The 25,025-nt window shown below is 71.9% G+C and carries 25 protein-coding genes; 6 read left to right on the top strand and 19 right to left on the bottom strand.

Features of this window, described 5'->3' with window-relative positions; translation table 11 throughout:
* Positions 1 to 133 precede the first annotated feature (133 nt).
* The 8 genes from AB0F10_RS03940 to AB0F10_RS03905 form a co-directional block, all read right to left on the bottom strand.
* A complete protein-coding gene (locus AB0F10_RS03940) occupies positions 134 to 487 on the bottom strand; it encodes an Lsr2 family protein (RefSeq protein WP_184988208.1) in 354 nt (117 codons plus the stop codon).
* Between the two features lie 134 nt (positions 488 to 621).
* A complete protein-coding gene (gene lysS / locus AB0F10_RS03935; RefSeq protein ID WP_360620290.1) occupies positions 622 to 2,148 on the bottom strand; it encodes a lysine--tRNA ligase in 1,527 nt (508 codons plus the stop codon).
* A gap of 59 nt (positions 2,149 to 2,207) precedes the next feature.
* Positions 2,208 to 2,966 (bottom strand): type III pantothenate kinase, encoded by a 759-nt coding sequence (locus AB0F10_RS03930; protein ID WP_360620289.1) that lies wholly within the window; start codon positions 2,964 to 2,966, stop codon positions 2,208 to 2,210.
* Positions 2,967 to 3,098: 132 nt separating this feature from the next.
* The gene (gene nadC, locus AB0F10_RS03925) at positions 3,099 to 3,953 is read right to left on the bottom strand and encodes a carboxylating nicotinate-nucleotide diphosphorylase (protein WP_360620299.1); all 855 of its coding nucleotides are present in this window, start codon (positions 3,951 to 3,953) and stop codon (positions 3,099 to 3,101) included.
* A 56-nt stretch (positions 3,954 to 4,009) separates the two neighbouring features.
* Positions 4,010 to 5,656, bottom strand: coding sequence for an L-aspartate oxidase (locus AB0F10_RS03920; RefSeq protein ID WP_360620288.1), 1,647 nt, complete (start codon positions 5,654 to 5,656; stop codon positions 4,010 to 4,012).
* A 62-nt stretch (positions 5,657 to 5,718) separates the two neighbouring features.
* On the bottom strand, positions 5,719 to 6,654 hold the full coding sequence (locus AB0F10_RS03915) for a septum formation family protein (protein WP_360620287.1): 936 nt from the start codon (positions 6,652 to 6,654) through the stop codon (positions 5,719 to 5,721).
* 91 nt (positions 6,655 to 6,745) lie between these two features.
* Complete coding sequence (panC, locus tag AB0F10_RS03910; RefSeq protein WP_360620286.1) at positions 6,746 to 7,579, bottom strand: pantoate--beta-alanine ligase; 834 nt, start codon at positions 7,577 to 7,579, stop codon at positions 6,746 to 6,748.
* Positions 7,576 to 8,493 (bottom strand): Rossmann-like and DUF2520 domain-containing protein, encoded by a 918-nt coding sequence (locus AB0F10_RS03905; RefSeq protein ID WP_360620285.1) that lies wholly within the window; start codon positions 8,491 to 8,493, stop codon positions 7,576 to 7,578. The genes panC and AB0F10_RS03905 overlap by 4 nt, the downstream gene beginning before the upstream one ends.
* A gap of 147 nt (positions 8,494 to 8,640) precedes the next feature.
* On the opposite strand from AB0F10_RS03905, the gene AB0F10_RS03900 reads away from it, so the two are divergent.
* A complete protein-coding gene (locus AB0F10_RS03900; RefSeq protein WP_360620298.1) occupies positions 8,641 to 9,639 on the top strand; it encodes an SAM-dependent methyltransferase in 999 nt (332 codons plus the stop codon).
* Positions 9,640 to 9,700: 61 nt separating this feature from the next.
* Positions 9,701 to 10,825: an NADH-quinone oxidoreductase subunit D gene (locus tag AB0F10_RS03895; protein WP_360620297.1), complete on the top strand. Its 1,125-nt coding sequence runs from the start codon at positions 9,701 to 9,703 to the stop codon at positions 10,823 to 10,825.
* 8 nt (positions 10,826 to 10,833) lie between these two features.
* Here AB0F10_RS03895 and AB0F10_RS03890 read toward each other — a convergent pair whose 3' ends face one another.
* The 4 genes from AB0F10_RS03890 to AB0F10_RS03875 form a co-directional block, all read right to left on the bottom strand.
* The gene (locus AB0F10_RS03890) at positions 10,834 to 12,207 is read right to left on the bottom strand and encodes a hypothetical protein (protein WP_360620284.1); all 1,374 of its coding nucleotides are present in this window, start codon (positions 12,205 to 12,207) and stop codon (positions 10,834 to 10,836) included.
* Positions 12,208 to 12,315: 108 nt separating this feature from the next.
* Positions 12,316 to 13,314 (bottom strand): glycine betaine ABC transporter substrate-binding protein, encoded by a 999-nt coding sequence (locus AB0F10_RS03885; protein WP_360620283.1) that lies wholly within the window; start codon positions 13,312 to 13,314, stop codon positions 12,316 to 12,318.
* Between the two features lie 160 nt (positions 13,315 to 13,474).
* Complete coding sequence (locus AB0F10_RS03880) at positions 13,475 to 14,191, bottom strand: ABC transporter permease (RefSeq protein ID WP_360620282.1); 717 nt, start codon at positions 14,189 to 14,191, stop codon at positions 13,475 to 13,477.
* Positions 14,188 to 14,910 (bottom strand): ABC transporter permease, encoded by a 723-nt coding sequence (locus AB0F10_RS03875; RefSeq protein WP_360620281.1) that lies wholly within the window; start codon positions 14,908 to 14,910, stop codon positions 14,188 to 14,190. Before AB0F10_RS03875 ends, AB0F10_RS03880 begins: the two co-directional genes overlap by 4 nt.
* A gap of 2 nt (positions 14,911 to 14,912) precedes the next feature.
* Here AB0F10_RS03875 and AB0F10_RS03870 point away from each other — a divergent pair, with 2 nt between their 5' ends.
* A complete protein-coding gene (locus AB0F10_RS03870) occupies positions 14,913 to 15,926 on the top strand; it encodes an ABC transporter ATP-binding protein (RefSeq protein ID WP_360620280.1) in 1,014 nt (337 codons plus the stop codon).
* Positions 15,927 to 15,998: 72 nt separating this feature from the next.
* Here AB0F10_RS03870 and AB0F10_RS03865 read toward each other — a convergent pair whose 3' ends face one another.
* The 7 genes from AB0F10_RS03865 to folP all read right to left on the bottom strand — a co-directional run bounded on the left by AB0F10_RS03865 (position 15,999) and on the right by folP (position 20,443).
* Positions 15,999 to 16,490 (bottom strand): hypothetical protein, encoded by a 492-nt coding sequence (locus tag AB0F10_RS03865; RefSeq protein WP_360620279.1) that lies wholly within the window; start codon positions 16,488 to 16,490, stop codon positions 15,999 to 16,001.
* Positions 16,491 to 16,569: 79 nt separating this feature from the next.
* On the bottom strand, positions 16,570 to 16,854 hold the full coding sequence (locus tag AB0F10_RS03860) for a hypothetical protein (protein WP_360620278.1): 285 nt from the start codon (positions 16,852 to 16,854) through the stop codon (positions 16,570 to 16,572).
* 29 nt (positions 16,855 to 16,883) lie between these two features.
* Positions 16,884 to 18,065 (bottom strand): ABC transporter permease, encoded by a 1,182-nt coding sequence (locus AB0F10_RS03855; protein ID WP_360620277.1) that lies wholly within the window; start codon positions 18,063 to 18,065, stop codon positions 16,884 to 16,886.
* Positions 18,066 to 18,220: 155 nt separating this feature from the next.
* On the bottom strand, positions 18,221 to 18,700 hold the full coding sequence (locus tag AB0F10_RS03850) for a DUF3180 domain-containing protein (protein ID WP_360620296.1): 480 nt from the start codon (positions 18,698 to 18,700) through the stop codon (positions 18,221 to 18,223).
* Positions 18,701 to 18,735: 35 nt separating this feature from the next.
* Positions 18,736 to 19,263: a 2-amino-4-hydroxy-6-hydroxymethyldihydropteridine diphosphokinase gene (gene folK / locus AB0F10_RS03845; protein ID WP_360620276.1), complete on the bottom strand. Its 528-nt coding sequence runs from the start codon at positions 19,261 to 19,263 to the stop codon at positions 18,736 to 18,738.
* Positions 19,260 to 19,619 carry a dihydroneopterin aldolase gene (folB, locus tag AB0F10_RS03840; protein ID WP_360620275.1) on the bottom strand — a complete coding sequence of 120 codons (360 nt, stop codon included), beginning with the start codon at positions 19,617 to 19,619 and terminating at the stop codon, positions 19,260 to 19,262. Before folB ends, folK begins: the two co-directional genes overlap by 4 nt.
* Positions 19,598 to 20,443: a dihydropteroate synthase gene (folP, locus tag AB0F10_RS03835; RefSeq protein ID WP_360620295.1), complete on the bottom strand. Its 846-nt coding sequence runs from the start codon at positions 20,441 to 20,443 to the stop codon at positions 19,598 to 19,600. The genes folB and folP overlap by 22 nt, the downstream gene beginning before the upstream one ends.
* A 389-nt stretch (positions 20,444 to 20,832) precedes the next feature.
* Here folP and AB0F10_RS03830 point away from each other — a divergent pair, with 389 nt between their 5' ends.
* Genes AB0F10_RS03830 through AB0F10_RS03820 form a run of 3 tightly spaced genes read left to right on the top strand, consistent with a single transcriptional unit; the run spans position 20,833 to position 25,025 of the window.
* Complete coding sequence (locus AB0F10_RS03830; RefSeq protein WP_360620274.1) at positions 20,833 to 21,126, top strand: hypothetical protein; 294 nt, start codon at positions 20,833 to 20,835, stop codon at positions 21,124 to 21,126.
* A 16-nt stretch (positions 21,127 to 21,142) separates the two neighbouring features.
* Positions 21,143 to 21,505: a hypothetical protein gene (locus tag AB0F10_RS03825; protein WP_360620273.1), complete on the top strand. Its 363-nt coding sequence runs from the start codon at positions 21,143 to 21,145 to the stop codon at positions 21,503 to 21,505.
* 43 nt (positions 21,506 to 21,548) lie between these two features.
* Positions 21,549 to 25,025: an ATP-binding protein gene (locus AB0F10_RS03820; protein WP_360620272.1), complete on the top strand. Its 3,477-nt coding sequence runs from the start codon at positions 21,549 to 21,551 to the stop codon at positions 25,023 to 25,025.

Below are 25,025 nucleotides of genomic sequence, written 5' to 3'. Positions count from 1 at the left end.
CACCTACCACCCCCTGTGTATAACCCCCACACCCCTGTGAAAAACCTCCGCGGGGCGGCCCCGCAACGAGTGCCAAAACCGCCGGGTCCGTGGCGCTTGACGCGCCGCGGACCCTGCTGTCGGTCGGACCGGCTTAGCGGCCGGGACCCTTCACGTGGAACTCGTCCACGATCTCCTGCGGGATCCGGCCCCGGTCGGAGATGTCCTTGCCTGCCTTCTTGGCCCACTCCCGGATCGCCTTGTTCTGCTCCCGGTCGGCGGTCGCACCGCCGCGGCCACGAGCAGCGCGCCCGCCGACGACCACACCACCGCGCGCGGCCTTCGAACCCGCGCCCACGTACGGCGCGAAGACTTCCCGCAATTTCGCCGCGTTCTTGTCGGACAGGTCGATCTCGTACTGAATGCCGTCGAGGGCGAACTTGACCGTCTCCTCGGCGTCACCGCCGTCGAGGTCATCGACCAGCTTGTGAATGATCTGCTTGGCCACGCGCCGTTATCCTCTCGAACACAGGTTCTCTACTCCACGCAATCACGTGAACAATAACGCGAGTACCGCGTGATCCGTCAATGGCGGGTAGTCGATTGACGGGGAAGCGATGCAAATCGCTTGCCCCGCGTCGGCTACTCCGGGCGCGCCAACGGGAACAGGATCGTTTCGCGAATGCCCAGGCCGGTCAGCGCCATCAGTAGCCGGTCGATTCCCATTCCCATCCCGCCGGCGGGCGGCATTCCGTACTCCATCGCGCGCAGGAAATCCTCGTCGAGCCGCATGGCCTCCGGGTCGCCGCCGGCGGCCAGCAGGGACTGGGCCGTCAGCCGCTCGCGCTGCACCACCGGGTCGGTCAGCTCCGAGTAGGCGGTCGCCAGCTCGAAGCCCATGACGTAGAGGTCCCACTTCTCCGTCAGGCCCGGCGTCTCGCGGTGCGCCCGGGTCAGCGGGGTCGTCTCCTCCGGATAGTCCCGCACGAACGTCGGCGCCTGCAGCGTCGGCTGGACGAGGTGCTCGAAGAGCTCCTCGGCCAGCTTGCCCGGCCCCCACTTCGGGTCGACCGCGAGGTCGTGCTTTTCCGCGTACCTCTGCAGCTGCGCCAGATCGGTCTGCACGGTCACTTCTTCGCCGAGCGCCGCGGAGAGGGAACCGAACAGGGTGACCGATCCCCACTCGCCGCCGAGGTCCAACTCGGTGCCGTCGAAGTGGGTGACGATGTGTGATCCGGCGATCGCCTCCGCGGCCTCCTGAATCCACTCGCGGGTCTGCTGCTGCATCACGTTGTAGTCGGCATACGCCTGGTACGCCTCGAGCATCGCGAACTCCGGAGAGTGCGTGGAATCCATGCCCTCATTGCGGAAGTTGCGGTTGATCTCGAAGACCCGTTCGATGCCGCCCACGACGGCGCGCTTCAAAAAGAGTTCCGGAGCGATACGCAGATAGAGATCTATATCGAGTGCGTTGCTGTGCGTCACAAACGGGCGAGCGGTGGCGCCGCCGTGCAGCAACTGCAACATCGGCGTTTCCACTTCGAGATAATTGCGCCCAAACAGAGACTCGCGCAGGCTGCGTACCGCGGTGGCCCGGGCCCGGACGATCTCCCGGGCCTGCGGGCGGACGATCAGATCGACATAACGCTGCCGGACCCGGGTCTCCTCGCCCAGCGGCCGGTGCGCCACCGGAAGCGGGCGCAGCGCCTTGGCCGTCATGGTCCAGGAGTCGGCGAGCACCGAGAGCTCGCCGCGGCGGCTGGTGATCACCTCGCCGGTGATGCCGACCAGGTCGCCCAGGTCGACGACGCGCTTCCACTGCTCGAGCGCCTCGGCGCCGACCTTGTCCAGGGAGAGCATGGCCTGCAGCTCGGTCCCGTCACCGTCGCGCAGCGTGGCGAAGCAGAGCTTCCCGCCGGTACGCACGAAAATCACCCGACCGGTGATGCCGACCTTGTCGCCCGAGGCGGTGTCGGTCTCGAGGTCCGCATACCTGGCGCGGACCTCGGCGAGCGTCGCGGTGCGGTCGAAACCGACCGGGTACGGCTCCACGCCGTCGGCCAGCAGCCGGTCCCGCTTCGACCGGCGGACCCGCATCTGTTCGGGAAGGTCCTCTGCCGGGGCGAGGCCATCGGCGGGGTCAACGGCTGCGGGATTCTGCTCGGTCACGGCACGACTCTCTGTGGAGGACGACATCTCAGGGTTCCGGAAAGCCTACTAAGCCAGTCTCAGAGGTTCCGCTCATATACCATCCGCAGCCCGATCAGCGTGATCATCGGCTCGTGCGCGGTGATGGTCCGGCACTCGTCCTTGACCAGCCAGGCGAGCCCGCCGGTGGCGATGACCGAGCGGACGCCGCCCAGCTCCTCGGTCATCAGGTCGACGATCCGGTCGACCTGCCCGGCGACGCCGTAGTAGAGGCCGGACTGCAGGCACTCGACGGTGTTCTTGCCGATCACCGAGCGCGGCTTGGTCGGCTCGACCTTGCGAAGCTGCGCGGCTCGGGCGGCCAGCGCGTCGAAGGAGATCTCGATGCCGGGCGCGAAGGCGCCGCCGAGGAACTCGCCCCGGGCGCTGATCACGTCGAAGTTCGTCGTGGTGCCGAAGTCCACCACGATCGACGGACCCCCGTACAGCGCGTGGGCGGCGAGGGTGTTGACGACCCGGTCGGCGCCGACCTCCTTGGGGTTGTCGATCGCGAGCTGCACCCCGGTCTTCACACCCGGCTCGACGATGACATTGGGCAGGTCGGCGTAGTAGCGCGCGAGCATCGTCCGCAGCGAGCGCAGCGCGGCCGGCACGGTCGAGCAGGCCGCCACACCGGTGATCTCCACCGCGTCGCCGGCGAGCAGGCCGCGGAACATCAGGCCGAGCTCGTCGGCGGTGGACCGCGCGTCGGTCTTGATCCGCCAGCTGTGGACGAGTTTATCCCCGTCGAAGGTGGCGAGGACGGTGTTCGTGTTTCCGATGTCGATGCAGAGCAGCACGGGGGGAGCCTAACCATTCGACGGTACGGGCGTTGGCGTCACCAACCGCAACACCGGCGACCATGCCACCCGGCCGGTCGTCGCGGCGCGTGGGCCGCCCACCCGCGGGCGGCCCAAGCTCACGTGCGGAGCTCAGCGGGTACGGAGGTCCAGCGCGATGTCGAGGATCGGGGACGAGTGGGTCAGGCCGCCGACCGAGAGGTAGTCGACGCCGGTCACCGCGTAGTCCTTCGCGGTTTCCAGCCTCAGGTTGCCGGTGGCCTCCAGCTCGGCCCGGTCGCCGACCGCCGCCACCACCTCGCGCAGCAGCTCCGGCGCCATGTTGTCGCAGAGCAGGAAGCCGGCGCCCGCCTCGACCGCCTCCTCGGCCTCGGCCACCGTGGTGATCTCCACCTGGACGGCCACGTCCGGGAACGCCGAGCGGATCAGGCGGTAGGCCGCGGCGATGCCGCCGGCCGCGAGCTTGTGGTTGTCCTTGATCATGGCCACGCCGTAGAGGCCCATGCGCTTGTTCGTGCCGCCGCCGACCCGGACCGCGTACTTCTCGAGCACGCGCAGGCCCGGGGTCGTCTTGCGGGTGTCGAGCACTGTCGCCTTGGTGCCCGCCAGCTCGTCGGCCCACCGGCGGGTGTGCGTCGCGACGCCGGACATCCGGCAGAGCAGGTTGAGCGCCGTGCGTTCCGCCGTGAGCAGCGACCGGGTCGGCCCGGTGACCACCGCCAGGACGTCGCCGCGGACCACCCGGGCGCCCTCCTCGACCCGCTGGTCGAACTCCGCGGTACCGCCGGAGGTCGCGCCGAAGACCAGGGCCGCGACCGGCAGGCCGGCCACCACGCCGGGGGCGCGGGCGATCAGCTCGGCCGTGTCGACCTGGCCGGCCGGGATCGTCGCCTCGCTCGTCACGTCGCGGGGCGGGTCCCCGAGGTCCTCGGCGAGCGCCGTGTAGACGATCCGCTCCACCTCGGCCAGGTCCAGCTCACCCGTCATGCGGTGCTCTCCTCCGGCCTGCCCTTCCGGCCCCTGCTTCGCCGCGGTGCGGTCGGTCATGCCATCTCCTCGAAGGTCTGTGTGACTCGGCCGCCGGCGTCGATCGCGTCGAGCAGGTGGCCACGCCATTCGTCGGCCGCGTTCGGGTAGTCCTCGCGCCAGTGGCAGCCCCGCGTCTCGCGCCGCTCGGAGGCCGAGGCGACGAGCGCGCTCGCCACCGTGAGCAGGTTGGTCGCCTCCCAGGACGCGTTGCGCGGGGCTCCGCGCTGCTCGCCGAGGCGGGCCAGCTCCTTGGCGGTCACGGCGAGCGAGTCGGCCGAGCGGAGCACGCCGGCGCCCCGGGTCATCGCCCGCTGCAGGTCGCCGCGGATCGCCGGGGCGACCACCCAGCCCGGGTCCCCGGTGGGCGGCACCGGATCCGCCTGCGGCGGCAGGCTCCGAGCGATGTCGTCGGCGATGCGACGGGAGAAGACCAGGCCCTCCAGCAGCGAGTTGCTCGCCAGCCTGTTGGCGCCGTGCACGCCGGTGCAGGCCACCTCGCCGCAGGCGTAGAGGCCCGGGATCGAGGTGCGGCCGTGCAGGTCGGTGCGGACGCCGCCGGACGCGTAGTGCGCCGCCGGGGCGACCGGGATCAGCTCCGTCGCCGGGTCGACGCCGGCGGCCCGGGTGGACGCCATGATCGTCGGGAAGCGCTGCTCCAGGAACTCCTTGCCCAGGTGCCGCGCGTCCAGGTAGACGTGGTCGGCGCCGGTGGCCCGCAGCACCCGGTGGATGCCCTTCGCCACGATGTCGCGCGGTGCCAGCTCGGCGAGCTCGTGCTGGCCGACCATGAACCGCTTGCCGGACTCGTCGACCAGGTGGGCGCCCTCGCCGCGCAGCGCCTCGGAGATCAGCGGCCGCTGCACCGAGGTCACGCTCGCCGTCACGAACGACGTCGGATGGAACTGCACGAACTCCACGTCGTTGACCTTGGCACCGGCCCGCAGCGCGAGCGCGACGCCGTCGCCCGTGGAGACCGCCGGGTTGGTGGTGGAGGCGAAGACCTGCCCCATCCCGCCGGTGGCCAGCACCACCGCGCGGGCCAGGATCGCGCCGACGCCGTCCTCGCTGCCCTCGCCCAGGACGTGCAGGGTGATGCCGCAGGCCCGGCCGTCCGCCGCGCGTAGCAGGTCCAGCACCAGGGCGTGCTCGACCAGCCTGATCCACGGGTCCCGGCGCACCGCCTCGTGCAGGGCGCGCTGCACCTCGGCGCCGGTGGCGTCGCCGCCGGCGTGCACGATCCGGTCGGCGCGGTGGCCGCCCTCGCGGGTCAGCATCAGCGAACCGTCGACGTTGCGATCGAACTCGGCGCCGATCCGCATCAGCTCCCGGATCCGCGCCGGCCCCTCCTCGACCAGCACCCGCACGGCCGCGGGGTCGCAGAGGCCGACCCCCGCGATCTCGGTGTCGAAGGCGTGCGCCTCCGGCGTGTCGAGGGGATCGAGCACCGCCGCGATGCCGCCCTGCGCCCAGCGGGTGGAGCCGTCGTCGATATTGACCTTGGTAACCACCGTGACGTGCAGGCCCGACTCGCGCAGGTAGAGCGCGGCGGTGAGGCCCGCGACGCCGGAGCCCACCACCAGCACGTCGGTGGTCTCGGTCCAGCCGGGCTCGGCGGCGGCCAGGCGGCGGGGTAGCGCCGGAAGGTCGGCAAGATGCGACATGGCCTCAGTCAACCCCGCCGGGGCGGCGAAATCACGGGCGGGGCGCCAAGAAGTGCCGGGCGTTACTGGTACTGCACGGGCGCACCCTTGGGGCCCTTGCCCTTCAGCGAAGTGGTGAGGGTCGTCTCATCCACCCACAGGTAGCAGCGCACGTCCCGATCGCCCAGTTCCCAGACGTCGTCGCCGCCGGGCAGCGAGATCACGCCGGCCCGGTACTTCAGGTCGCCGTCGTCAGGCACGCCGACGTACGAGGCGATCACCTTCTGGCAGCCCTCGTGGAACTCGTCCCAGTCCTTGGCGGTCTTCGGGTAGCCGCGGTCCCCCGCGTCCCAGATGCCGACGAACTCGGAGTTGTGCTTGGCGTCGCACGGCACGCTGGGCATGGTGGCGATCTCGCCGTCCCGGTCCAGCAGCACGGTGTAGCAGGTCAACAGCAGGTCGGACTTCGGCTCCTTGAGCGCGTTGCGCAGCGTGCCGACCCGCTGCACCAGCCCGCCGTCGTCCTCGATCGAACTGCTCACCAGCACCTCGCAGCGGAACCAGCGCGCGCCGCCGGCCCACGCCGCCGGGGTCGGCTGGGTCACCCCGATCCACAGCCGGGCCGTGCGCCACGGCGCGCCCACGTACTCGGTGGTCTTGCGGTCACAGGTCTCGTAGGCCGCCCGGGCACCCGCGGAGTCGGCCGCGGGCGGAGCCGCGGCATCGGCGGCCGGGCTCGGATAGCTGCCGACGTAGACGGTCTCGGTGCGGTGCTTGAGCTTGCAGCCGACCTCTTCGTAGGTGGCCCGGGCGCCGGTGGGCGAGAAGTTGGCGAGGTGGCAGGTGCCCGCCACGGGCGTGAAACCGGCTGGAACGCCGATCGCCGCCCAGCCGTTGGTGAGGTTCCCGTCCACGCCGGCGGGGTAGCCGCAGCCACCGGCCGGCAGGAGGGCGAACAGGCTCAGCGCGGCCGCGATCGCCCAGTTCCTGCGTGACCGCCGCCGAGGCGAGTGTCGCATGAACCCGAGCCTCCCCAGCGTCCGCCGATGTCCGATTTGTCAATCATATGGCAATCGGTGAGGCGGCCAGGGGGCTTCCCGGGTTCGAGCGTCAGGCGGCGTTCCCGAGCAGGAGCGGCACGTTGTCGATCAGGCGGGTCGCTCCGACCTTGGCGGCGACCAGCAGCCGGGCCGGGCCGTCGACCGGGGGCGTACCCAGCAGCGGGTCGGTCAGGGCCAGGTAGTCGACCTGCACGCCGGGCTCGTCGGCGAGGATCTTGCCCGCCGCCTCCAGCGCGCTCTGCGCGTCGCTCTGCGCGGCGCCCTCTCGCAGGGCGTGCGAGAGCGCGAGCGCGGCCTGCCGCTGCCCGGCCGAGAGATAGCGGTTGCGGCTGGACAGGGCAAGCCCGTCGGCCTCCCGCACGGTCGGCACGCCGACGATCTCCGTTCCGATCTCCAGATCACGCACCATCCGGCGGATCAGGGACAGCTGCTGGAAGTCCTTCTCGCCGAAGAACGCCAGGTCGGCACGGGTGAGCATGAGCAGCTTGGCGACGACGGTGAGCATCCCGGAGAAGTGCCCGGGCCGGCTCGCCCCCTCGAGAATCCCGCCCATCGGGCCGGCGTCCAGGGTCACCAGCGGCGCGCCGCCGGGATACATCTCGTCGCGGTCCGGCGCGAAGACCAGGTCCACCCGCTCGGCCCGGCAGGCCTCGAGGTCGGCGTCCAGCGTGCGCGGGTACCTGTCGAAGTCCTCGTTCGGGCCGAACTGCAGCGGGTTCACGAAGATCGTTACGAGCACGAAGTCGCCGCGCTCGCGGGCCTCGCGCATCAGTTGCCGATGCCCCTCGTGCAGGGCGCCCATGGTCATCACGACGGCCACCCGGCCGGTCGCGGCGGCCCGGGCGGCGGCGAGTTCGACGCGGGTGTGAACGAGCGCGGTCATGCCAGGCTCCCTACGGTCGGCGCGGTCGGTGCGGTCACCGGCGCACCCGCCTGGGCGAGTACGTCCAGCAGTTGTGCCGCGTCCCGCGGCCGCAGCCGCCCCGCGGCGATGGCCCGGTCGGCGGTGCGCCGGGCCAGGGCGAGATAGGCCGGCACGGACTCCGGCGCGATGCGGTCCAGGTGCTTGCGCACCGTCCCGGCGTCGCCGCGGGAGACCGGCCCGGTGAGCGCGGCGTCGCCGAGCAGCAGGGCGTTGTCCAGCGCGGCGTGCAGCAGCGGCGAGAGGACCGTCTCCGGGTGCTCGACGCCGGCGGCGCGCAGCAGGTCGGCGGCCTCGTTGACGAGCGTGACCAGGTGGTTCGCGCCGTGCGCGAGGGCGGCGTGGTAGAGCGGCCGGGCGTCCTCGGCGACCCACTCGGGAATGCCACCGAGGTCGGTCACCAGCCGCGACGCGAAGGCCCGGTCCCGCGCGGTGACGCCCCAGGCGATGCCGGGCAGCCGGTCGAGGTCGGCGTCCGCACCCGTGAAGGTCATCGCCGGGTGCAGCGCGATCCCGTCGGTGTCGCCGAGCACCGCCAGGCCGTGCGCGCCGGAGGTGTGCGCCACGGCCGCGGCGCCGGGCAGGGATCCGGTGGCGGCCAGGCCGGCCACGACCGCGGCCAGGTGATCGTCGGGAACGGCGAGCAGCAGCAGATCGGCGGCGGCCCGGGCGACCTCGTCAGCGGGGAGGATCTCGGCGCGCGGCAGCAGGCGGCGGGCCCGCTCGCGGGAGGCGGTGGAGACGGCCGCCACGGCGACCACGTGGTGCCCGGCGGCCTCGAGGGCGGCACCGAGGACCGCACCCACCCGGCCGGCGCCGACAACGCCGACCACCAGGGGATGCGCACGCCTTCCGGCGCGCGGCAGAGCGCTCATTTCAAGATCCAGTCCTCGCGAATGGGGTACCGGTCGACCGCAATTATGCGCCGACGTAACACGCAGGTGACAAGAGCGTGTGAACAACTACACCGGCGTTTTGCGCCTAGATTGGCGGACGTGACGAACGTTGGCTGGCGGTCCGCGATGGCCGGGGCGCTGTACGGGACCGGGGGCTTCTTCACCCGCCCGGCCGAGGGCCCGGCGGACCACTTCCGGACGAGCGTGCACGCCTCCCCGCTGTTCGCGGGCGCCCTGCTGCGGCTGATTCGGCGGGTGGACGCCGCACTGGGCGGCCCGGACCGCCTGGACGTCGTCGACGTGGGCGCGGGCCGCGGCGAGTTGCTGGCCGCCCTGCACGCCCTGGTGAGCGCCGACAGCGCCACCGGGCCCGGCGGCGAGGGCCGCGGCCTCGCCGGGCGGGTCCGCTTCGCCGGGGTCGAGGTCGCCCGGCGGCCCGCCGGGCTGCCACCGGAGATCGGCTGGCGCCGCGACGTGCCCGAACGGATCGTCGGGGTGCTGCTGGCCACCGAGTGGCTGGACAACGTGCCGCTCGACGTCGCCGAGTTCGACGCCGGCGGGCGGCTGCGCCGGGTGCTCGTCGACCGCGGGAGCGGGCTGGAGTCGCTCGGGCCGGACGTCGGCGCCGCCGATCGGTTCTGGGCCGCGCGGTGGTGGCCCGGTGCCGGGCTCGGGGACCGGGTCGAGATCGGCTGGCCCCGCGACGCCGCCTGGGCCGATGCGGTCGGCGCGGTGCGGTTCGGCTGCGCGCTGGCCGTCGACTACGGGCATCTGCGTTCGGCTCGGCCCCCGCTGGGCACCCTGACCGGCTTCCGGAACGGGCGGCAGGTCGAGCCGGTGCCCGACGGCACGTGCGACATCACGGCCCACGTGGCCGTCGACTCCGCCGCGGCCGCGGCCGGCACCCCGTACCGGATCATCGGTCAGCGTGAGGCGCTGCGAGGCCTCGGTGTCGACGGCGGGCGACCGGCGCTCGACCTCGCGCGCACCGACCCGGCCGGATATCTGCGGGCGCTGAGCGCGGCCGGCGCCGCCGCCGAACTCACCGACCCCGCCGGGCTGGGCGGGCACTGGTGGCTGCTGCACGAGGTAGGCATCGAGCTTCGTGGGACGATGCTGCCGTGAACGAACGCAGTGAGCGAACCACCGGGCGGCACGGAGCGGCGTCGTGAGTGACCTGCGGGAGATGACGGTCGGCACCGGGTCCGGGCTCGACACGGCCGACATGGTGCTCAACATCGGACCGCAGCACCCGTCGACGCACGGCGTGCTGCGGCTCAAGCTCACCCTCGACGGCGAGCGGGTCGTCGCCTGCGAGCCGATCGTCGGCTACATGCACCGGGGCGCCGAGAAGCTGTTCGAGGTGCGCGACTACCGGCAGATCATCGTGCTGGCCAACCGGCACGACTGGCTATCGGCGTTCTCCAACGAACTCGGCGTCGCGCTCGCCGTCGAACGGCTCATGGGCATCGAGGTGCCCGAGCGCGCGACCTGGCTGCGGATGGCCCTCGCCGAACTGAACCGGGTGCTCAACCACCTGATGTTCCTCGGCTCGTACCCGCTGGAGATCGGCGCGATCACGCCGATGTTCTACGCCTTCCGGGAGCGGGAGACGCTGCAGGCCGTCATGGAGGAGGTCTCCGGCGGCCGGATCCACTACATGTTCAACCGCGTCGGCGGCATCAAGGAGGAGGTCCCGGCGGGCTGGACCGGCCGGGCCCGCGAGGCGATCGACAAGGTACGCCGCCGGATGCCGGACATCGACCGGCTGATCCGCGGCAACGACATCTTCCTCGCCCGGACCGTCGGCGTGGGGGTGCTGACCGCCGAGCAGGCCGCCGCGTACGGCGCGTCCGGACCGGTGGCGCGGGCCAGCGGCCTCGACATCGACCTGCGGCGCGACGAGCCGTACCTGGCGTACGACCAGCTTGAGGTTCCGGTGGTCACCCGGACCGCCGGGGACTGCCACTCCCGCTTCGAGGTGCTGCTGGACCAGGTCTACGTGTCCCTGGACCTGGCGCAGGCCTGCCTGGACCGGGTCGACCAGATCAGCGGGCCGGTGAACGTGCGCCTGCCGAAGGTGGTCAAGGCCCCGGAGGGCCACACGTACGCCTGGACGGAGAACCCGCTGGGCATCAACGGCTACTACCTGGTGTCCCGCGGCGAGAAGACGCCCTGGCGGCTGAAGCTGAGGACGGCGTCCTACGCGAACGTGCAGGCGCTGGCGACGCTGATCCCGGGGTGCCTGGTTCCGGACCTGATCGCGATCCTCGGGTCGATGTTCTTCGTGGTCGGGGACATCGACAAGTAGCGGAAGAGCTACCAGCGGCCGTGCTCGCCCCGGGGGCGGGCGGCCGTGGGGTCCGGGCCGAACTGATCGGCACGGCCGTATCCGGGCGCCTGCTCGTAGCCCGTCTCCTGCTCGTAGCCCGTCTCCTGCTCGTAGCCGGTCGCCTGGCCGCGGCCGGCCGGCCGGCCGTAAACGGTCGCCTGGCCGTAGCCGGAGTCCTGGCCGCCGGTCGAGGTGTAGTCGGTGTCCTGGCCGCCGGTCGAGGTGTAGTCGGTGTCCTGCCAGCCGGCGCCCTGCCCCGGGGCGTCGTCCGCGGCGCGCTCGGAGTAGCCGTAGTCGTAGCCGTCGTTCGCGGGCACCTGGTAGCCGCCGTGCGGGCGGTAGCCGTCGCCGGCGGCCGGGTCGGCGATTCCGAAGCGGGCCAGGTCGGTGCCGGTGTCGGGTGCCGCGTGCCGCCGCGACGGAAGCTGCACGATCGCCGTTCCGGGCGCGGCCCAGTAGTCGGAGGCGGTGTCGTGGTCGTCGGCGGAGTTCGCGCCGTACTCGGCGGCCTGCCCGTAAACGGCGGGCCGCCGCCCGGACGGGGCGCCGACACCACCCTGAAAGACCACATCCGCCTGGGGGATCGACCCGCCGCGCGAGACCGTGCCGGGCCGGGAGGCCGGGGCCGCGCCCTGCCCACCCTGGCGGTAGACCGCGCCCGAGGTCGGCACGACCGACGCCGAGCCGTACCCATCCTGGCGATAGACCCCGCCCGAGGTCGGCACGACCGCGGCGGCGCGCGGATGCGGAACCACGCCGCCCGACGCGGGTCCGACCCTGGCGGAACCGACGCTGGCGGAGCCGACCCTGGCGGAGCCGACGGAGGCCGCGCCCACCGCTGCCGAGCCCACCGGCACGGATACGGACGCGACGGCCGGAACATTGACGGCCGCGGCGGGACTGACCGACGAGGCCGCTACGGCGGCGGCGCTGCGGGCGCCCACGGGCCGGGCCGGAGAAGGCGGTGGGGACGGGGGCAGGGCCGCGGGCTGGCGGGAATTGATCGGAGAGCCCGCCGAGCACATCCGGGTGATCTCGTCCTGGAGCACCTGCACCCGGTGGTTGGTCGCGCGGGCCGCCGCGGCGATCTCCTCGCGGAACCGCTCGCGCAACTCGCCGGTCTCCGCCGCGACCCGGTCCTCGACGTCCATGCGGCGCAGCACCGGATCGTTTCTGATCAGCATCGCCGCGCCCATCAGGACGACGCAGACCGCGACCAGCAGGACCGCGAACCGCATGGAACCGCCGCTGCCGCCGAGCAGCACGACGAGGGCGGCGACCGGGGCGATGGCGACGCCGGCCCAGATCAGCGCCGTGAGGAGGCGAGCGGACTGCTGCGCCTCGGGGTCACGGTCAGGCATGGTCGCAGATGCTACAGAGAGTGTCGCCCGTCACGATACGCCCAGGCGCCGGGCACCTCGGTCGAGATGCCCGGCGCCTGGGATCGTCCGGTAGGTATCAGCAGGTCATCAACCCGCCGCGAGGGCTCCGTCCGAGCTGAAAACGAGGCCGACGCTGATCGTTCCCTGCTTGAGGCCGGTCTTGGTCAGCGGACCGCCGGCGTCCAGGGAGCTGAACTTGCCCGCCTGGAAGCCGTAGGTGTCGACCAGGCCCTGCTGGCACTTCGGCCGCTGCGGGCACTCCGCCGGGCCACCCAGGATGGTGGCCGCGCCCGAGCACTTGGCGGCGAGGTCCGAAAGGGTCTTGAGGCCGTTCTTGGTGGCGAACGCCTCCGTGGTGGCGAACGCGTTCTGGTCCTGCGCCGCGGACGGCGTGCCGAAGACCAGGCCGACCTTCGCGCCGAGGGCGGTCAGGTTGGTCATCGTGGTTTCGAGCTGCGGCGAGGACGGGTCCTTGGCGTCCTTGCCGTCGACCTTGCCGGAGAGGAACGTCGCCAGGGTGGCGGCGTACTCCGGGACCACGGCGATGTCGCCCTTCTCGAGGGCGGGCTCGTAGAGCTCGCGGTTGCCGATCTGCTGCACCTCGACCTTGTAGCCCGCGGCCGTCAGGGCGATCTTGTAGAGCTCGCCCAGGGTGGCGTTCTCGCTGAAGTTGGCGGCGCCGACCTTCAGGTCGCCGCCGGGGCCCTTCTCGATGCCCGCCGTGATGTTGTTGGCGGCGGCGAACTCCTCGGCCGCGGCCTTCGACGACTTGCGGTCGACGTCGACGGCCTTGTTGAGCTCGATCAGCTTGGTCGTGTCGAGCGCCGCGGAGACCTTGTCGAGCGCCGCGATGAGCTGCGGCGACGAGGACTTCTTGTGGATCGCTGGGACCACGTTGTCGGTGTTCTGCAGGTTCTTGTCGTCGGTGAGGACGACCAGGGTGTCGCCGGCCACGGGCGCGCAGCCCGCGCCCGCCGCGGCGCTCGCGGGGGCGTCGGTGCCGGAGGAGCCGGACTCGCCGCAGCCGGCGAGGATGACGGCGGCGGTCATGAGGGTGCCGGCCGTCAGGAGCAGGTGTCGACGCATACTGCCGCCTTCTGTGTCCCGGCACGGCCGGATTGCCGCGCCGCGTGTCCGACGGGCAGTCGGTATTCGATGCCCGTGTGATTCGGTTGTCGGCCGCGGGAAACGGCCACAGACATTCCTACCCGTTGGGTGTGACATCTTTCGTAACGATGCGGGACCGTTACCCCGCCGGTGCCGCCGCGGTGGGCCGGGCTCGCCGCCCGGTCCGCAACGGAGCCGGTGTCACCAGCCGTTGTACGCCCGCCAGCAGCGCTTCGACCAGCAATGCGACGAGCGCCACAACGATGCCGCCGGCCACGATCTGCCCGCCGCCGCCGTTGCTCATGCCGATGCCGAAGCCCGCCAGGATGATCTCGCCGAGCCCGCCGCCGTTGACGAACGCGGCCAGCCCGGCCGTGGCCACCACCTGCACGGCCGCGGTCCGCAGCCCCGCCGCGAGGTAAGGCACCGAGAGCGGCAGCTCGACCTGGCGAAGCAGCTGGCCGCCGGACAGGCCCATGCCCCGCGCGGCGTCCCTCGTCTCGGGATCGATCTGCCGCAGCCCGGTGTAGGCGTTGGCCAGCAGCGGCGGAACCGCGAAGACGGCAAGCGCCACGACGACGGGCGGCTTGCCGAAGCCGAGCGGGGTCAGCGGCAGGATGGTGAGCAGGGCCAGCGTCGGGATCGCCAGGGTCAGGTTGGCCAGGACGACGACCCCGCCGCCGCCACGCCCGCGGTGGCCGAGCCAGATGCCGAGCGGCCAGGCGACGGCACAGGCCAGCAGCACCGCCCACGCGCTGATGACCAGGTGCTCGACGAGCCGGTCGAGCAGCCCGCCCGGGTTGGTCCAGTTGAGCGGGTCGTTGAGCCAGACGTAGGCCTCTTCGAGGTAGTTCAAGACTTCCGCTCCCGCGCCCAGGGGGTCAGCGCTCGTCCCACCCCGGCCAAAAGCAGGTCGAGCACCAGGGCCAGGCCGACACAGAGGATCGTGCCGGTCATGATCTCGGCCTTGTAGAAGTTGTTCCGGAAGCCGCCGAGGATCATGTCGCCGAGGCCGCCCCGGCCGATCAGCGAGCCGACGGTCACCAGCGCCACGGTGGACACCGTGGCGAGCCGCAGCCCGGTGAGGATGCCGGGCAGCGCCAGCGGCAACTCGATGTGCCACAGCCGGCCGAACCGGCCGTACCCCATGCCGGCCGCGGCGTCGCGGACCTCGTTCGGCACCTGGGTGAGGCCCGCCAGGGAGTTGCGCACGAGCACGAGCAGCGCGTAGAGCACAAGGGCGATCAGGACCGCGGTGTCGGTCGTGGTGCCGACCGCCGGGGCGAGCAGGGCGAGAAGCGCCAGCGACGGAATCGTGTAGAGGATGCCGGAGAGTGCGAGAATCGGGCCGGTCAGCGGGCGCCACCAATAGGAGACGACCGCCAGCGGCAGGGCGACGATCAGCGCGATGATCACTGCACGCGCGGTGAGGCCCACGTGGAATTGCAGTGCGGAGAGGATCTCGTCGGCGTTGTCGTGCACGTAGCGCCACGAGAACCACGGATTCCCCGGCCCGTCATCAGCGGGGGCGGCCAAGGGCCACGCAGGCGCCGGGGCCCTCGACAGGAAGGACATACGTGGACGCTACCGCGATCACCGACTCCGGCGCTGGCCGGAGCGCTGCGTCTATCACGCTCGCGAACCTCGGAAAGGTCTATCCGGACGGCACGGTGGCGGTCGGCGACATCAGCCTCGAGGTGCCGGCCGGCGAGCTGGTCGTACTCATCGGCCCGTCGGGCTGCGGCAAGTCCACCGTGCTTCGGATGATCAATCGGCTGATCGAGCCGTCCAAGGGCCGGATCCTGATCGACGGCCGGGACGTCTCGGCGCAGGACCCGGTCGAGCTGCGCCGGCAGATCGGCTACGTGATCCAGAATGTCGGACTCTTTCCGCATCAGACGATCCGCACCAACGTGAGCACGGTTCCGCGGCTGCTCGGCTGGGACCGCAAGCGGATCAGATCCCGCTCGGACGAGCTGCTCGACCTCGTCGGCCTCGACCCGGCCCGCTACGGCGGCCGCTATCCGCACGAGCTCTCCGGCGGTCAGCGCCAGCGGGTCGGCGTGGCCCGCGCGCTCGCCGCCGATCCGGTGGTGCTGCTCATGGACGAGCCGTTCTCCGCGGTGGATCCGATCGTGCGCGGCCGGCTGCAGGAGGAGTTCCTCCGGCTGCAGGCCACGGTCCGCAAGACCATCGTGCTGGTCACCCACGACATCGACGAGGCCGTACGCCTCGGCGACCGGATCGCGGTGCTGGGCGACGGCGGCCGGCTGATGCAGTACGCGCCCCCGGCCGAGCTGCTGAGCAGGCCGGCATCGGCCGCGGTGCGCGAGTTCATCGGCGCCGACCGGGGCATCCGGCGGCTGGCGGTCACCCCCGTACGGGACGCGATGCGGCCGATCGGCCAGGTCGAGGAGATCTCCCGGCTGCCGACGATGGACCTGTCCGGAACGCTCCACGACGCGCTCGCGGCGATGCTGACCAGCGACTCCCTCAACGTCATCGTGGTCGAGGACGGGCAGCCGGTCGGCGCCGTCTCACGCTCGGCCCTGTTCGACGTGCCCGACGAGGAAGCCACCGCGATCGCCTGACAAACCGGGACGCGGCACGACCGGACGACGGGGGATCGTCCGGTCGCGCCGCACCGCTACGGGCGGGCCCGGCTAGCGGGTGCCCCGGCGTCCGCCGAGGGTGGCGATTCCGACGATCCAGCCGACGAAGAGGCCGTAGGTGGCGCCCTCCCCGGCGGTGCGGAACGCGCTCAGCAGCGACGGGTTGGCCAGGAACAGCGTGGTCAGCAGCGCGGCGAAACCGGCGGCGAAGATGTACGCCGCCCAGCCCGCGAAGAACTGGCTGAGGGTGCCGCGGGCCCGGGCAAGCTGGGAGCCGGGCAGCAGGTAGAGGAAGAGCAGCGTCAGCACGACGACCAGGATCGCCCTGAGGTCGCCGATCACGATCGAGCGCAGCGAGTCGTCGGAGTCGAAGCGCCAGTGCGGCCACGCGAGCAGGCGCAGCCACCAGCCTCCGGCGGTGTCGGGGTCGGTGTTGTCGGCGGCCCAGTCGGCATACCAGGGGCTGCCGAAGACCAGGACCAGTATCAGCGCGGCAAGCGTGCCCGCACCGGGCGCGGTTTTGTAGCGGTTGGTGAGAGCCATGAACCCGCTATTGCCCAGCGGATTCCGGTCGCCAAACGCGTCGGTGCTGATATCCGTGAATGTGTGCCTTGCGGTGGTATCAGTGCTTCTGCAGGTAGTCGATGAACGCCGCCCGCAACAGCGGCTCCTGCTCGCCGAAGCCGTGCCCGGTCAGTTCGCGCCACAGCGCGACCGCCTCGTCGATCGTCGGGCCGACCGAGTGCGGCGCGCCGTCCAGCGATTCGGCCTCGTCGGCGTCCGGCAGGTGCCTGAACACCGACCAGAAGAACTTCAGGTCGTGCAGCTCACGCGCCTTCGCGAAGGCGCGCTCACGCAGTTCCTCGGTGGGCAGGGCGTCAAGCTCGGCGAAGGTCGCTTCGGTCATGCTGCCAGCATAGGGCCGATCTCCGGCGATCAGCGGGCACTGCCCCACGGGCCCTCGTCCCAGCGACCCGCGGCGGTCGCCGGCGGCGTCGCCGAGGTCGCCCAGGTCTCCGGCATGTCGGGCGACCACGTGGTGCCCACCGAGGCCGCCGCGTTCCAGTCCTCGCCGACGGCGGGCACCGGCAGCGGGCGCCCGTACGTCTCGACCAGCCGGCTCACGATCAGCCCCGCGCCGATCGTGCAGCCCGCGATGGCGAACAGCGAAATGTCGAGGTCGCGCCGGTTCGCATAGTCGAGGAACAGCGTGATCCCGGCGACCGAGAGCAGGGTCCCGAAGATGCCGCCGCGCCGCCCGTACGCGCTGGTGCCGGCGAGCAGGGCGGCACCGATCGCGATGCCGGTCCACTCCAGCCCGGTGCCGGGGACGATCGGGCCGGCCGACTGCGCCGCCATCAGGATGCCGGCGCCGACCGCGAACACCGAGGAGAGGACGAGCGCGGCGATCACCGGCAGCGCCGCGCCGGCACCCCGGCGCAGGGCCGGGTCGCCGGCCGGGCGCAGCCGCCCGACCAGCCGGCGGATCGGCGTGACCGTGCCGAGCGCCCCGCCGATGACCGCGAGCAGCGCGAAGCCGCCGAAGAGGTAGAACGCCTGGTTGGACGGGTCGTAGTCGCCCTGGACGACGACCGGCGCCGTGCGCAGCTGGTCGTAGACGACGACGCCCATGGCGGCGCCCAGGGTCGCGGCCCAGCCGGGCACGTGCAGGACGATCACGAACAGCGCCACCAGCAGGCCTCCGGCGGCGGCGATGATCAGCGCCGGCACGGCGGCCTTCACCAGGCCCTCGTCGCCGTTCTCGGCGAAGTGCAGCGCCGCGGCGAGCGCGACCGGACCGAGCGCGAGATTCGGTACGCCGGCGCGGATCGTCAGCCCGGCGCCGAGGGTGAGCAGCCCGATCGCGGCGCCCGAGATCAGCAGGCCGTCCAGGGCGGGCCGGCGCAGGCCGGCCGGATCGAGCCGGTAGAGCAGGAAGGCGATCGCGGCGACCGCCAGCAGCAGGAGGATCTCCCAGCCGATGTGGATGCCGAGCCGGTCCCGGCCGCCGTCGTCCGCCTCGTCACGGCGCATCGGCTCCGTCGGCGCCTCGTCGATGGCGGCCTCGACGCCCTCGGGGTCGAGATCGCGGCGGCGGGCGCGATAATCCGCGGCCACGACACCTGCCCGGTAAGCGGCCGGGTTGCTTTCACCCCGGTCGTCGGTATCACGACGATATGTCGTGTCGTCGTAGGCCATCTCGCGCACCTCCTAGCCGCGGCACAGCATACGTAGACGAGCCGGTATCGGTTCAAGTACTGAACCGATAAAGATCAGGACCGGCCCGCGGACCGACCCGACTCGCCCCCGTCCTTCTGGTCGGGTCGCTCCGGAACGCGACAGGACCGCTCGAGCCACAACGCGGCGCCCACCAGCGCCAGCGCGGAGACCACCCCGGCGATGGCCGCCGGAACGTCGTCGCGGGCGGCCCGGGTCGGCTCCAGCGCCAGCCAGGCCAGCAGGCCGGCGGAGAAGCCCGCGAAGAGGGCACCGGCCAGCGAGGACGCCTTGGCGAGCACGGCGTAGCGGGCCACCGCGATCGGGTCGACCCGCGGCGCGCCGGGCTTGTGCTGGATCCGGGCGCTGGTGTTCTGCGCGAGGAAGGCCTCGGCGGTCGCCAGCGCCGCGAGCACGATGATCGGCAGCCACGGCAGCCGCGGCATCTGCGCGTAGAAGGCGCTCAACAACAGCCAGCCGACCGCGGCGGCGGCCAGCCCGGCGACCACCAACGTCGAAAGGCTGGTCGGCCGCATCGACGGATCGGGCGCTCCGCCGCCGGGGTTGCTGCTCACTCCTGTGACTCTAACGGCAGATCGGGCCGCGGGGTCAGCGCGTTCGCGTCGGCGGTGAGCTCCGGCGCGTTCAACAGGTCGGTGACCCAGCCGTGGCCGGGCAGCCGGGCGTACGGCTGCAGGTCGAGCCAGGGTTTGAGCACAAACGCGCGCTGGTGTGCCCGGGGATGCGGAAGGATCAGCTCCGGATCGTCGCTGAGCACCGGCGTGCCGTCGTCCTGCCAGGCCGCGATGACGTCCACATCGAGCGTGCGCGGGCCGAACCGGCGCTCCGGATCGCGGACCCGGCCCCCGGCCCGCTCCAGCGCCCGAGCCTGCTCCAGCCAGCCGTCCGCCCCGGCCGCCGGGTCGGCGACCAGCAGGACCGCGTTCAGGTACGGCGGCTGGTCGGCGTCGCCCCACGGCGGCGTCTCGTAGACGCCGGAGGCCAGCACGACGCGCTCGCCCAGGCGCGTGACGGCGTCTCTGAGGTGCGCGTACCGGTCGCCGAGGTTGCTGCCCAGCGAGAGGATCGCCCGGGTCACCGGGCACGCCGGACGGTGACCGCCACGTCGGCGAACTCGTGCGGGATGGGCGCCTGCGGCTTGTGCACGGTGACCGTGGCGGCGGCCACCCGGGCGTCGGCCAGGCAGACGGTCGCGAGCCGATCGGCCAGGGTCTCGATCAGGTTGACCGGCTCCCCCGCGATCACCTCGACCAGCCCGCCGGCCAGCTCGCCGTAGTGGACGGTGTCGGCGACGTCGTCGGTGGCGGCCGCCCGAGCCAGGTCCAGCTCCAGCTCCACGTCGACCACGAAGTCCTGGCCGTCGCGCCGCTCGAAGTCGTACACGCCGTGGTGGCCCCTGGCCCTGAGGCCGCTCAGTCTGATGCGGTCGTGCACCGCGTACCCCCGGAATTTGATCTTTGCAAACGCGGACTGCCGGTGGCGCGCCACACGGCCAGCGCGTCCGTGGTCGCGCGCACGTCGTGCACGCGGACGCCCCAGGCCCCCGCGGCCACCGCCAGCACGGACGTCGCTATCGTCGCCGCCTCCCGGCCGTCGACGGGCCGCGGCTCGCCGCCGGGCCCGGCGAGCAACCGGCCGAGATAGGTCTTGCGGCTCGCCGCGAACAGGACCGGATGGCCGAGCGCGACCAGTTCGTCGAGGTGCGTGCAGAGCGACCAGTTGTGCTCGGCGTGCTTCGCGAAGCCGATGCCGGGGTCGAGGATCAGCCGCGCGGGGTCGACGCCGGCCGCGACCGCGTCGTCCACCCGCCGCAGCAGCTCGTCGCGGACCTCGGCGACGACGTCGGTGTATGCGGCCAGCTCGAGCATCCGCCGGGAGTGCCCGCGCCAGTGCATGAGGACCCACGGACAGCCGGCGTCCGCGACGACGGCGGCCATGCCCGGGTCGGCCAGGCCGCCGGAGACGTCGTTGACCACGGTCGCGCCCGCCGCCAGGGCGGCCGCCGCGACCTCGGCCCGGGTGGTGTCGATGCTCAGCGGCACCCCGGCGGCGGCCAGCGCCTTGATCACCGGGAGCACCCGGGCGATCTCGGTCGGGCCGTCCACGCGCTCGGCACCCGGACGGGTGGACTCGCCACCGATGTCGATGATGTCGGCGCCCTGCTCGCGCAGCTCGACGCCGTGCTCGACGGCCGCCTCGACGTCGCAATAACGGCCGCCGTCGGAGAAGGAGTCGGGGGTGACGTTGAGTACGCCCATCACGACCGGGTGATCTTGCCGGAGCAACAGGTCACCACTGAACTGAACCGAAGTGGCGCTTCCGCTCGTGTCGGTCACAGCAAGACGGTACCGGTTCGCAGGTTTTCGAACAGGTGTACGATCGCGCGTGACTCATCTTCAGTCACGCCTTTACCTTCGGTAACGAATCGGGCAGCTTGTAGGTAAGAAGTACGGCCCGTACTCTTCAGACCTGGGCATCATTGAAGGACCGAAGAGAGCAGACGGGCTTTGGGTAGGACAGGAGCGCCCCGACCAGCTCACTCGACGCGGTGAGCCGCAAGTAGCACCATATGGGCGTTGCCGTCAGCGAGGCTTTATAACTGCAGTGTGCTCGGCGCCCTCACGCCAGGCACCCGGGAGGTTTACCGATGATCGCCACAGAGCTCGTCGCGCAAGTCGCGGCAACCCTGCAGCAAGGCACCCTGGCCGCCCCCGAGCCCAAGGGCATCAACACCGAGGGTGTCGTCACCTTCTTCGCGAGCAACATCGCTCCGATCCTGCTGGCCGTCCTGGGCATCATCTTCATCGGCCGGGCCAGCCGCGGTGAGATCTCCAAGGTGTTGACCAGCTCGGCGATCGCCATCGTGGGCCTCGCCTTCATCGCCGGCGCCGCGACGCTCTTCTTCGTCGGCGACTACATCATCGACCTCATCTTCACCTGAGGCCGCGGGCGGACACATGCGGCTGCGCACTGATGACGACATCTACCGGGCACGCCTGGTCTATCTGGGCCCGCCCGGATACACCCTGCCCCTACATCTGCCATATGCGCAATATGGAATGTTCGTCCTGCTAGTACCTTTGTTCGTCTTTCTCCACTACATGCTGACCTGGAAGTTCGACGCCTTCCCCGCCTGGGAGATCGCCCTGGCCATGGTCACCACCTCGTACGTGTTCCGGCACGTCGACCCCGACCGCCCCGCCCGCATGGTCATCCGCACCGCGCTCACCGACTGGCGCCGCACCCGCGAGCCTGCCGTCGAGCAGCGCGACCCGAGACTTGTCGCCACGCGCATCAGGGTTCGGGAGGAGTTGGTATGACCAGTTTCGCCTCTCATGCTGCATGCCCGAACGGGGCCCGTTCATGACCGCTTCCCCACCGCCCGGGCATTCCCGCGCGGACGCCACCCTTACGGGCAGGCAAAGTAACGGTGCGCGACCAGACAACTACTCTCCAGATGAGAGCTCGGAGCAGGTGCCCGGCCCCGGACACGGCGCGGTAGCGGTCTTCCAGGCCCCGCAGCCCATCCGGCCCCGCACCAACGGCGCCGCCCAGCCGGTCGACCCGATGGACATCGATTCACCGTTCCTCGACCTCTTCGGCGGCGCGCCGGCGCCGAAACCGGCACCCGTGATCGAGCCACCGGCCGACGACCCGGACGCCGACTTCGACTTCGACTTCGACTTCGACGACGCGGACGAGCGCCGCCAGACGTCCGCGCCGCCCGCCGCCGGGCCGGAGGAGGTCACGCCCGTTGCGCCCGCCGACGCTCCGCCCGCGCCCGAGTCGCTGGTCGCCCCGCCGCCACCCATTCCGCCGCCGCCGGGCACCTTCCTCCCCGCGGCCCGCCCGCCCGACGCACCCGTCTCGCCCTTCATGCGGGCACCGGTCGGGCCGCAGGCCGACTTCTACGACGAGCGCGAAGCGCCGCCCCAGTCCGACTTCGACGACTGGCCCGAGGAGGCCCGGCCCGGCGCGATGCCGGTCGTCGCCGCCGCGCCCGTCGTGCCGCGGCCCGACACCGTGGTCCTGCCCGCGCAGACGCCGCCGCTCTGGCAGACGACCGCGCCCGGGGTGACCCCGGTCCGCCCGGTCGAGCCGTACGCACCGGCCGCGCCCGCGCCCGACGTCCGCACCGACCTGCCCGCGCCGATGCCGGAGAAGGCGCCGGCCACCCGCGAGAAGGCCCCCGCCAAGCGCCGGGGCCGCAAGAACAAGGACCACGACGAGCCGGGGAACCTGCCCGCGGTGCGCCCGAAGGCGACCCCGCTGCGCCCGCACCGGCTCAAGTTCAGCGATCGCGACCCCGCCATCGAGCTGGAGATCAGCGAGATCGCCGGGCATCTGACGTTCACGCAGGGCACCGTGACGGCCTGGTATTCGCTGCCGGAGGTGCGCTGGGCGTTCCGGCCCGACGCCGAGCGCGAGGCCCTGCTCTCCGCGATCTCCGAGCAGTACGCGGGCCTGGCCGGCTTCCGGCTGCACCTGCGCCGCACCAACCGGCCCTTCCCTGCCGATGAGTGGGCCCGCACGGTCGACTCGCACACGGCGAAGCCGCTGCCCGACGTCAGCGGCGCCACCTCGTGGTCGAACCACCTCGTCGCGGCGCAGCGGCACCTGCTCTCCGTCAACCACGCCGAGGGACAGACCTACCTGGGCGTCACCTTCGCCCGCCGCTCGCTCGGCGACACCTTCTCCGAACGCATCCTGCGGATGTTCGGAAAGGGCACCTCCGACTCCGAACGTCGCAAGCTCGGCCGCACGGTCGAGCAGTTCGACGAGGTGCTGAACGCGTTCGGCATGCGCGGCCGCCGGGTCACCCCGCCGGAGCTGGAATGGCTGCTCTTCCGCTCCGTCGCGCTCTGCATGGCGCCGCCCGGCCCGCTCTCCCCCGTCTCGAACGGCCACTGGGAGCGCGGCGACCTGCTGGCCCTCACCGAGCAGGTCGAGCGCTACCGCACCCCCTACGGGTCGACCGTCAAGCTGGTCAACCGGATGACCGGCGAGGAGCGGCACGTCGCCGTCCTCTCCGTCGGCCGGATGGAGCCGCTGGAGATCCCGGAGAAGCACGAGCCGTGGATGCACTTCCACGAGCGCCTGCCGTGGCCGATGGAGCTCTCCTCGCGCATCGACATCCTCGGGTCCAACAGCTCCTTCAAGAACCTCGAGCACCGGCTCCGGATGATCCGCTCCCAGCAGCTCGACTACGCGGAGCACGGCATCGACGCCCCGCCGGAGCTGGAGCGCCTCGCCAAGCGCGCCCTGGTCATCGGCGACGAGATGACCACCGGCCTGCCGGTCGAGTCCGCACGCGCACACGGCTGGCACCGGATCGCCGTCGGCGGCCGCACCCGTGAGGAGTGCCTGGAGCGGGCCCGGCGCCTCATCCAGCTCTACTCCCGCGAGCTGCGCATCTCGCTGCAGCACCCGAAGAACCAGGACCAGCTGGCCCGCGAGTTCATCCCCGGCGAGCCGATCGCCAACACCGGCTACGTGCGGCGGATGCCGGTCAAGCTGCTGGCCGCGGCGTTGCCGCAGGCGGCGTCCAACGTGGGCGACCGCCGCGGCGACCTGATCGGCCGCACCTCGGGCACCTGCCGGCGCCCCGTCTTCCTCGACCTGCACTTCCCGATGGAGGTGCGCGAGCGCTCCGGCCTCGGCGTCCTCGTGGCGGAGCCCGGCGGTGGAAAGTCCACCCTGATGGGCGCGCTGGGCTACCTGAACGCGCGCCGCGGCGTCCAGGTGACCCTGCTCGACCCGTCCGGCCCGCTGGCCCGGCTGTGCGCGATGCCGGAGCTGCGGCCGTACTCCCGGGTGCTGAACCTGACCGGGTCGGAGCAGGGGACGCTGGCACCGTACGCGTTGATCCCCACCCCGGTGCGCACCGAGTTCCCGACCGGCCCCGCCGGCGACCGCGAGTACGAGATCGCGGTCTCCAACGCCCGCGCCGAGCGCCGCATGCTGGTGCAGGACATCTGCTCGATGCTGGTGCCCCCGCAGGTGGCCAAGGAGGCCACCACCGCGACGCTGCTGCGGCACGCGGTCCGGCAGGTGCCCGCCGAGGAGACCTCGACGCTCGACGACGTGGTCGCCACCCTGCAGACCCTCGACGACAACGGCCGGGAACTCGCCAACCTGCTGCTGGACACCGCCGAGATGCCGCTGGCCCTGCTGTTCTTCGGCCGCCCGCCGGAGCATCTGCTCGGCGCCGACTCGGCGCTCACGGTCATCACGATGGCGGGCCTGCGCCTTCCCGACCTGAAGATCGAGCGCGAGTACTGGTCCGCGGAGGAGTCCCTGGCCCTGCCGATGCTGCACACGGCACACCGCCTCGCGGTGCGCCGCTGCTACGGCGGCTCCATGTCGTCGCGCAAGATGGTCGGCCTGGACGAGGCCCACTTCATGGAGGGCTGGCGCTCGGGCCGGTCGTTCCTGGTCCGCCTCGCCCGCGACTCCCGCAAGTGGAACCTTGCGGCCTTCGTCGCCTCGCAGAACCCGCGCGACATTCTCGGCCTGGACGTGCAGAACCTCGTGTCGACGGTCTTCGTCGGCCGCATCGCGGAGGACCAGGAGATCGCGTCCGAGGCGCTACGGCTGCTCCGGGTCCCGGTGCACGACGGCTACGAGGCGACCCTGGCGTCGCTGTCCCAGGCGGACGCGACCTCGTCGACCCGGCTCGGCTTCCGCGAGTTCGTGATGCGCGACGTCGACGGCCGGGTGCAGAAGGTCCGTGTCGACGTGTCGTACGTGGACGGCCTGCTGGACCACCTGGACACGACGCCGACGGCGGCCAAGGTCACCCCCTCGGCCATTCCATCGCTGACCGACCTGGAGGCCTGA

Source organism: Actinoplanes sp. NPDC026623, assembly GCF_040638275.1.
Classification (GTDB): domain Bacteria; phylum Actinomycetota; class Actinomycetes; order Mycobacteriales; family Micromonosporaceae; genus Actinoplanes.
Note: the sequence above shows the minus strand (reverse complement) of the source record. Positions and strands in the feature narration are given on the sequence as shown.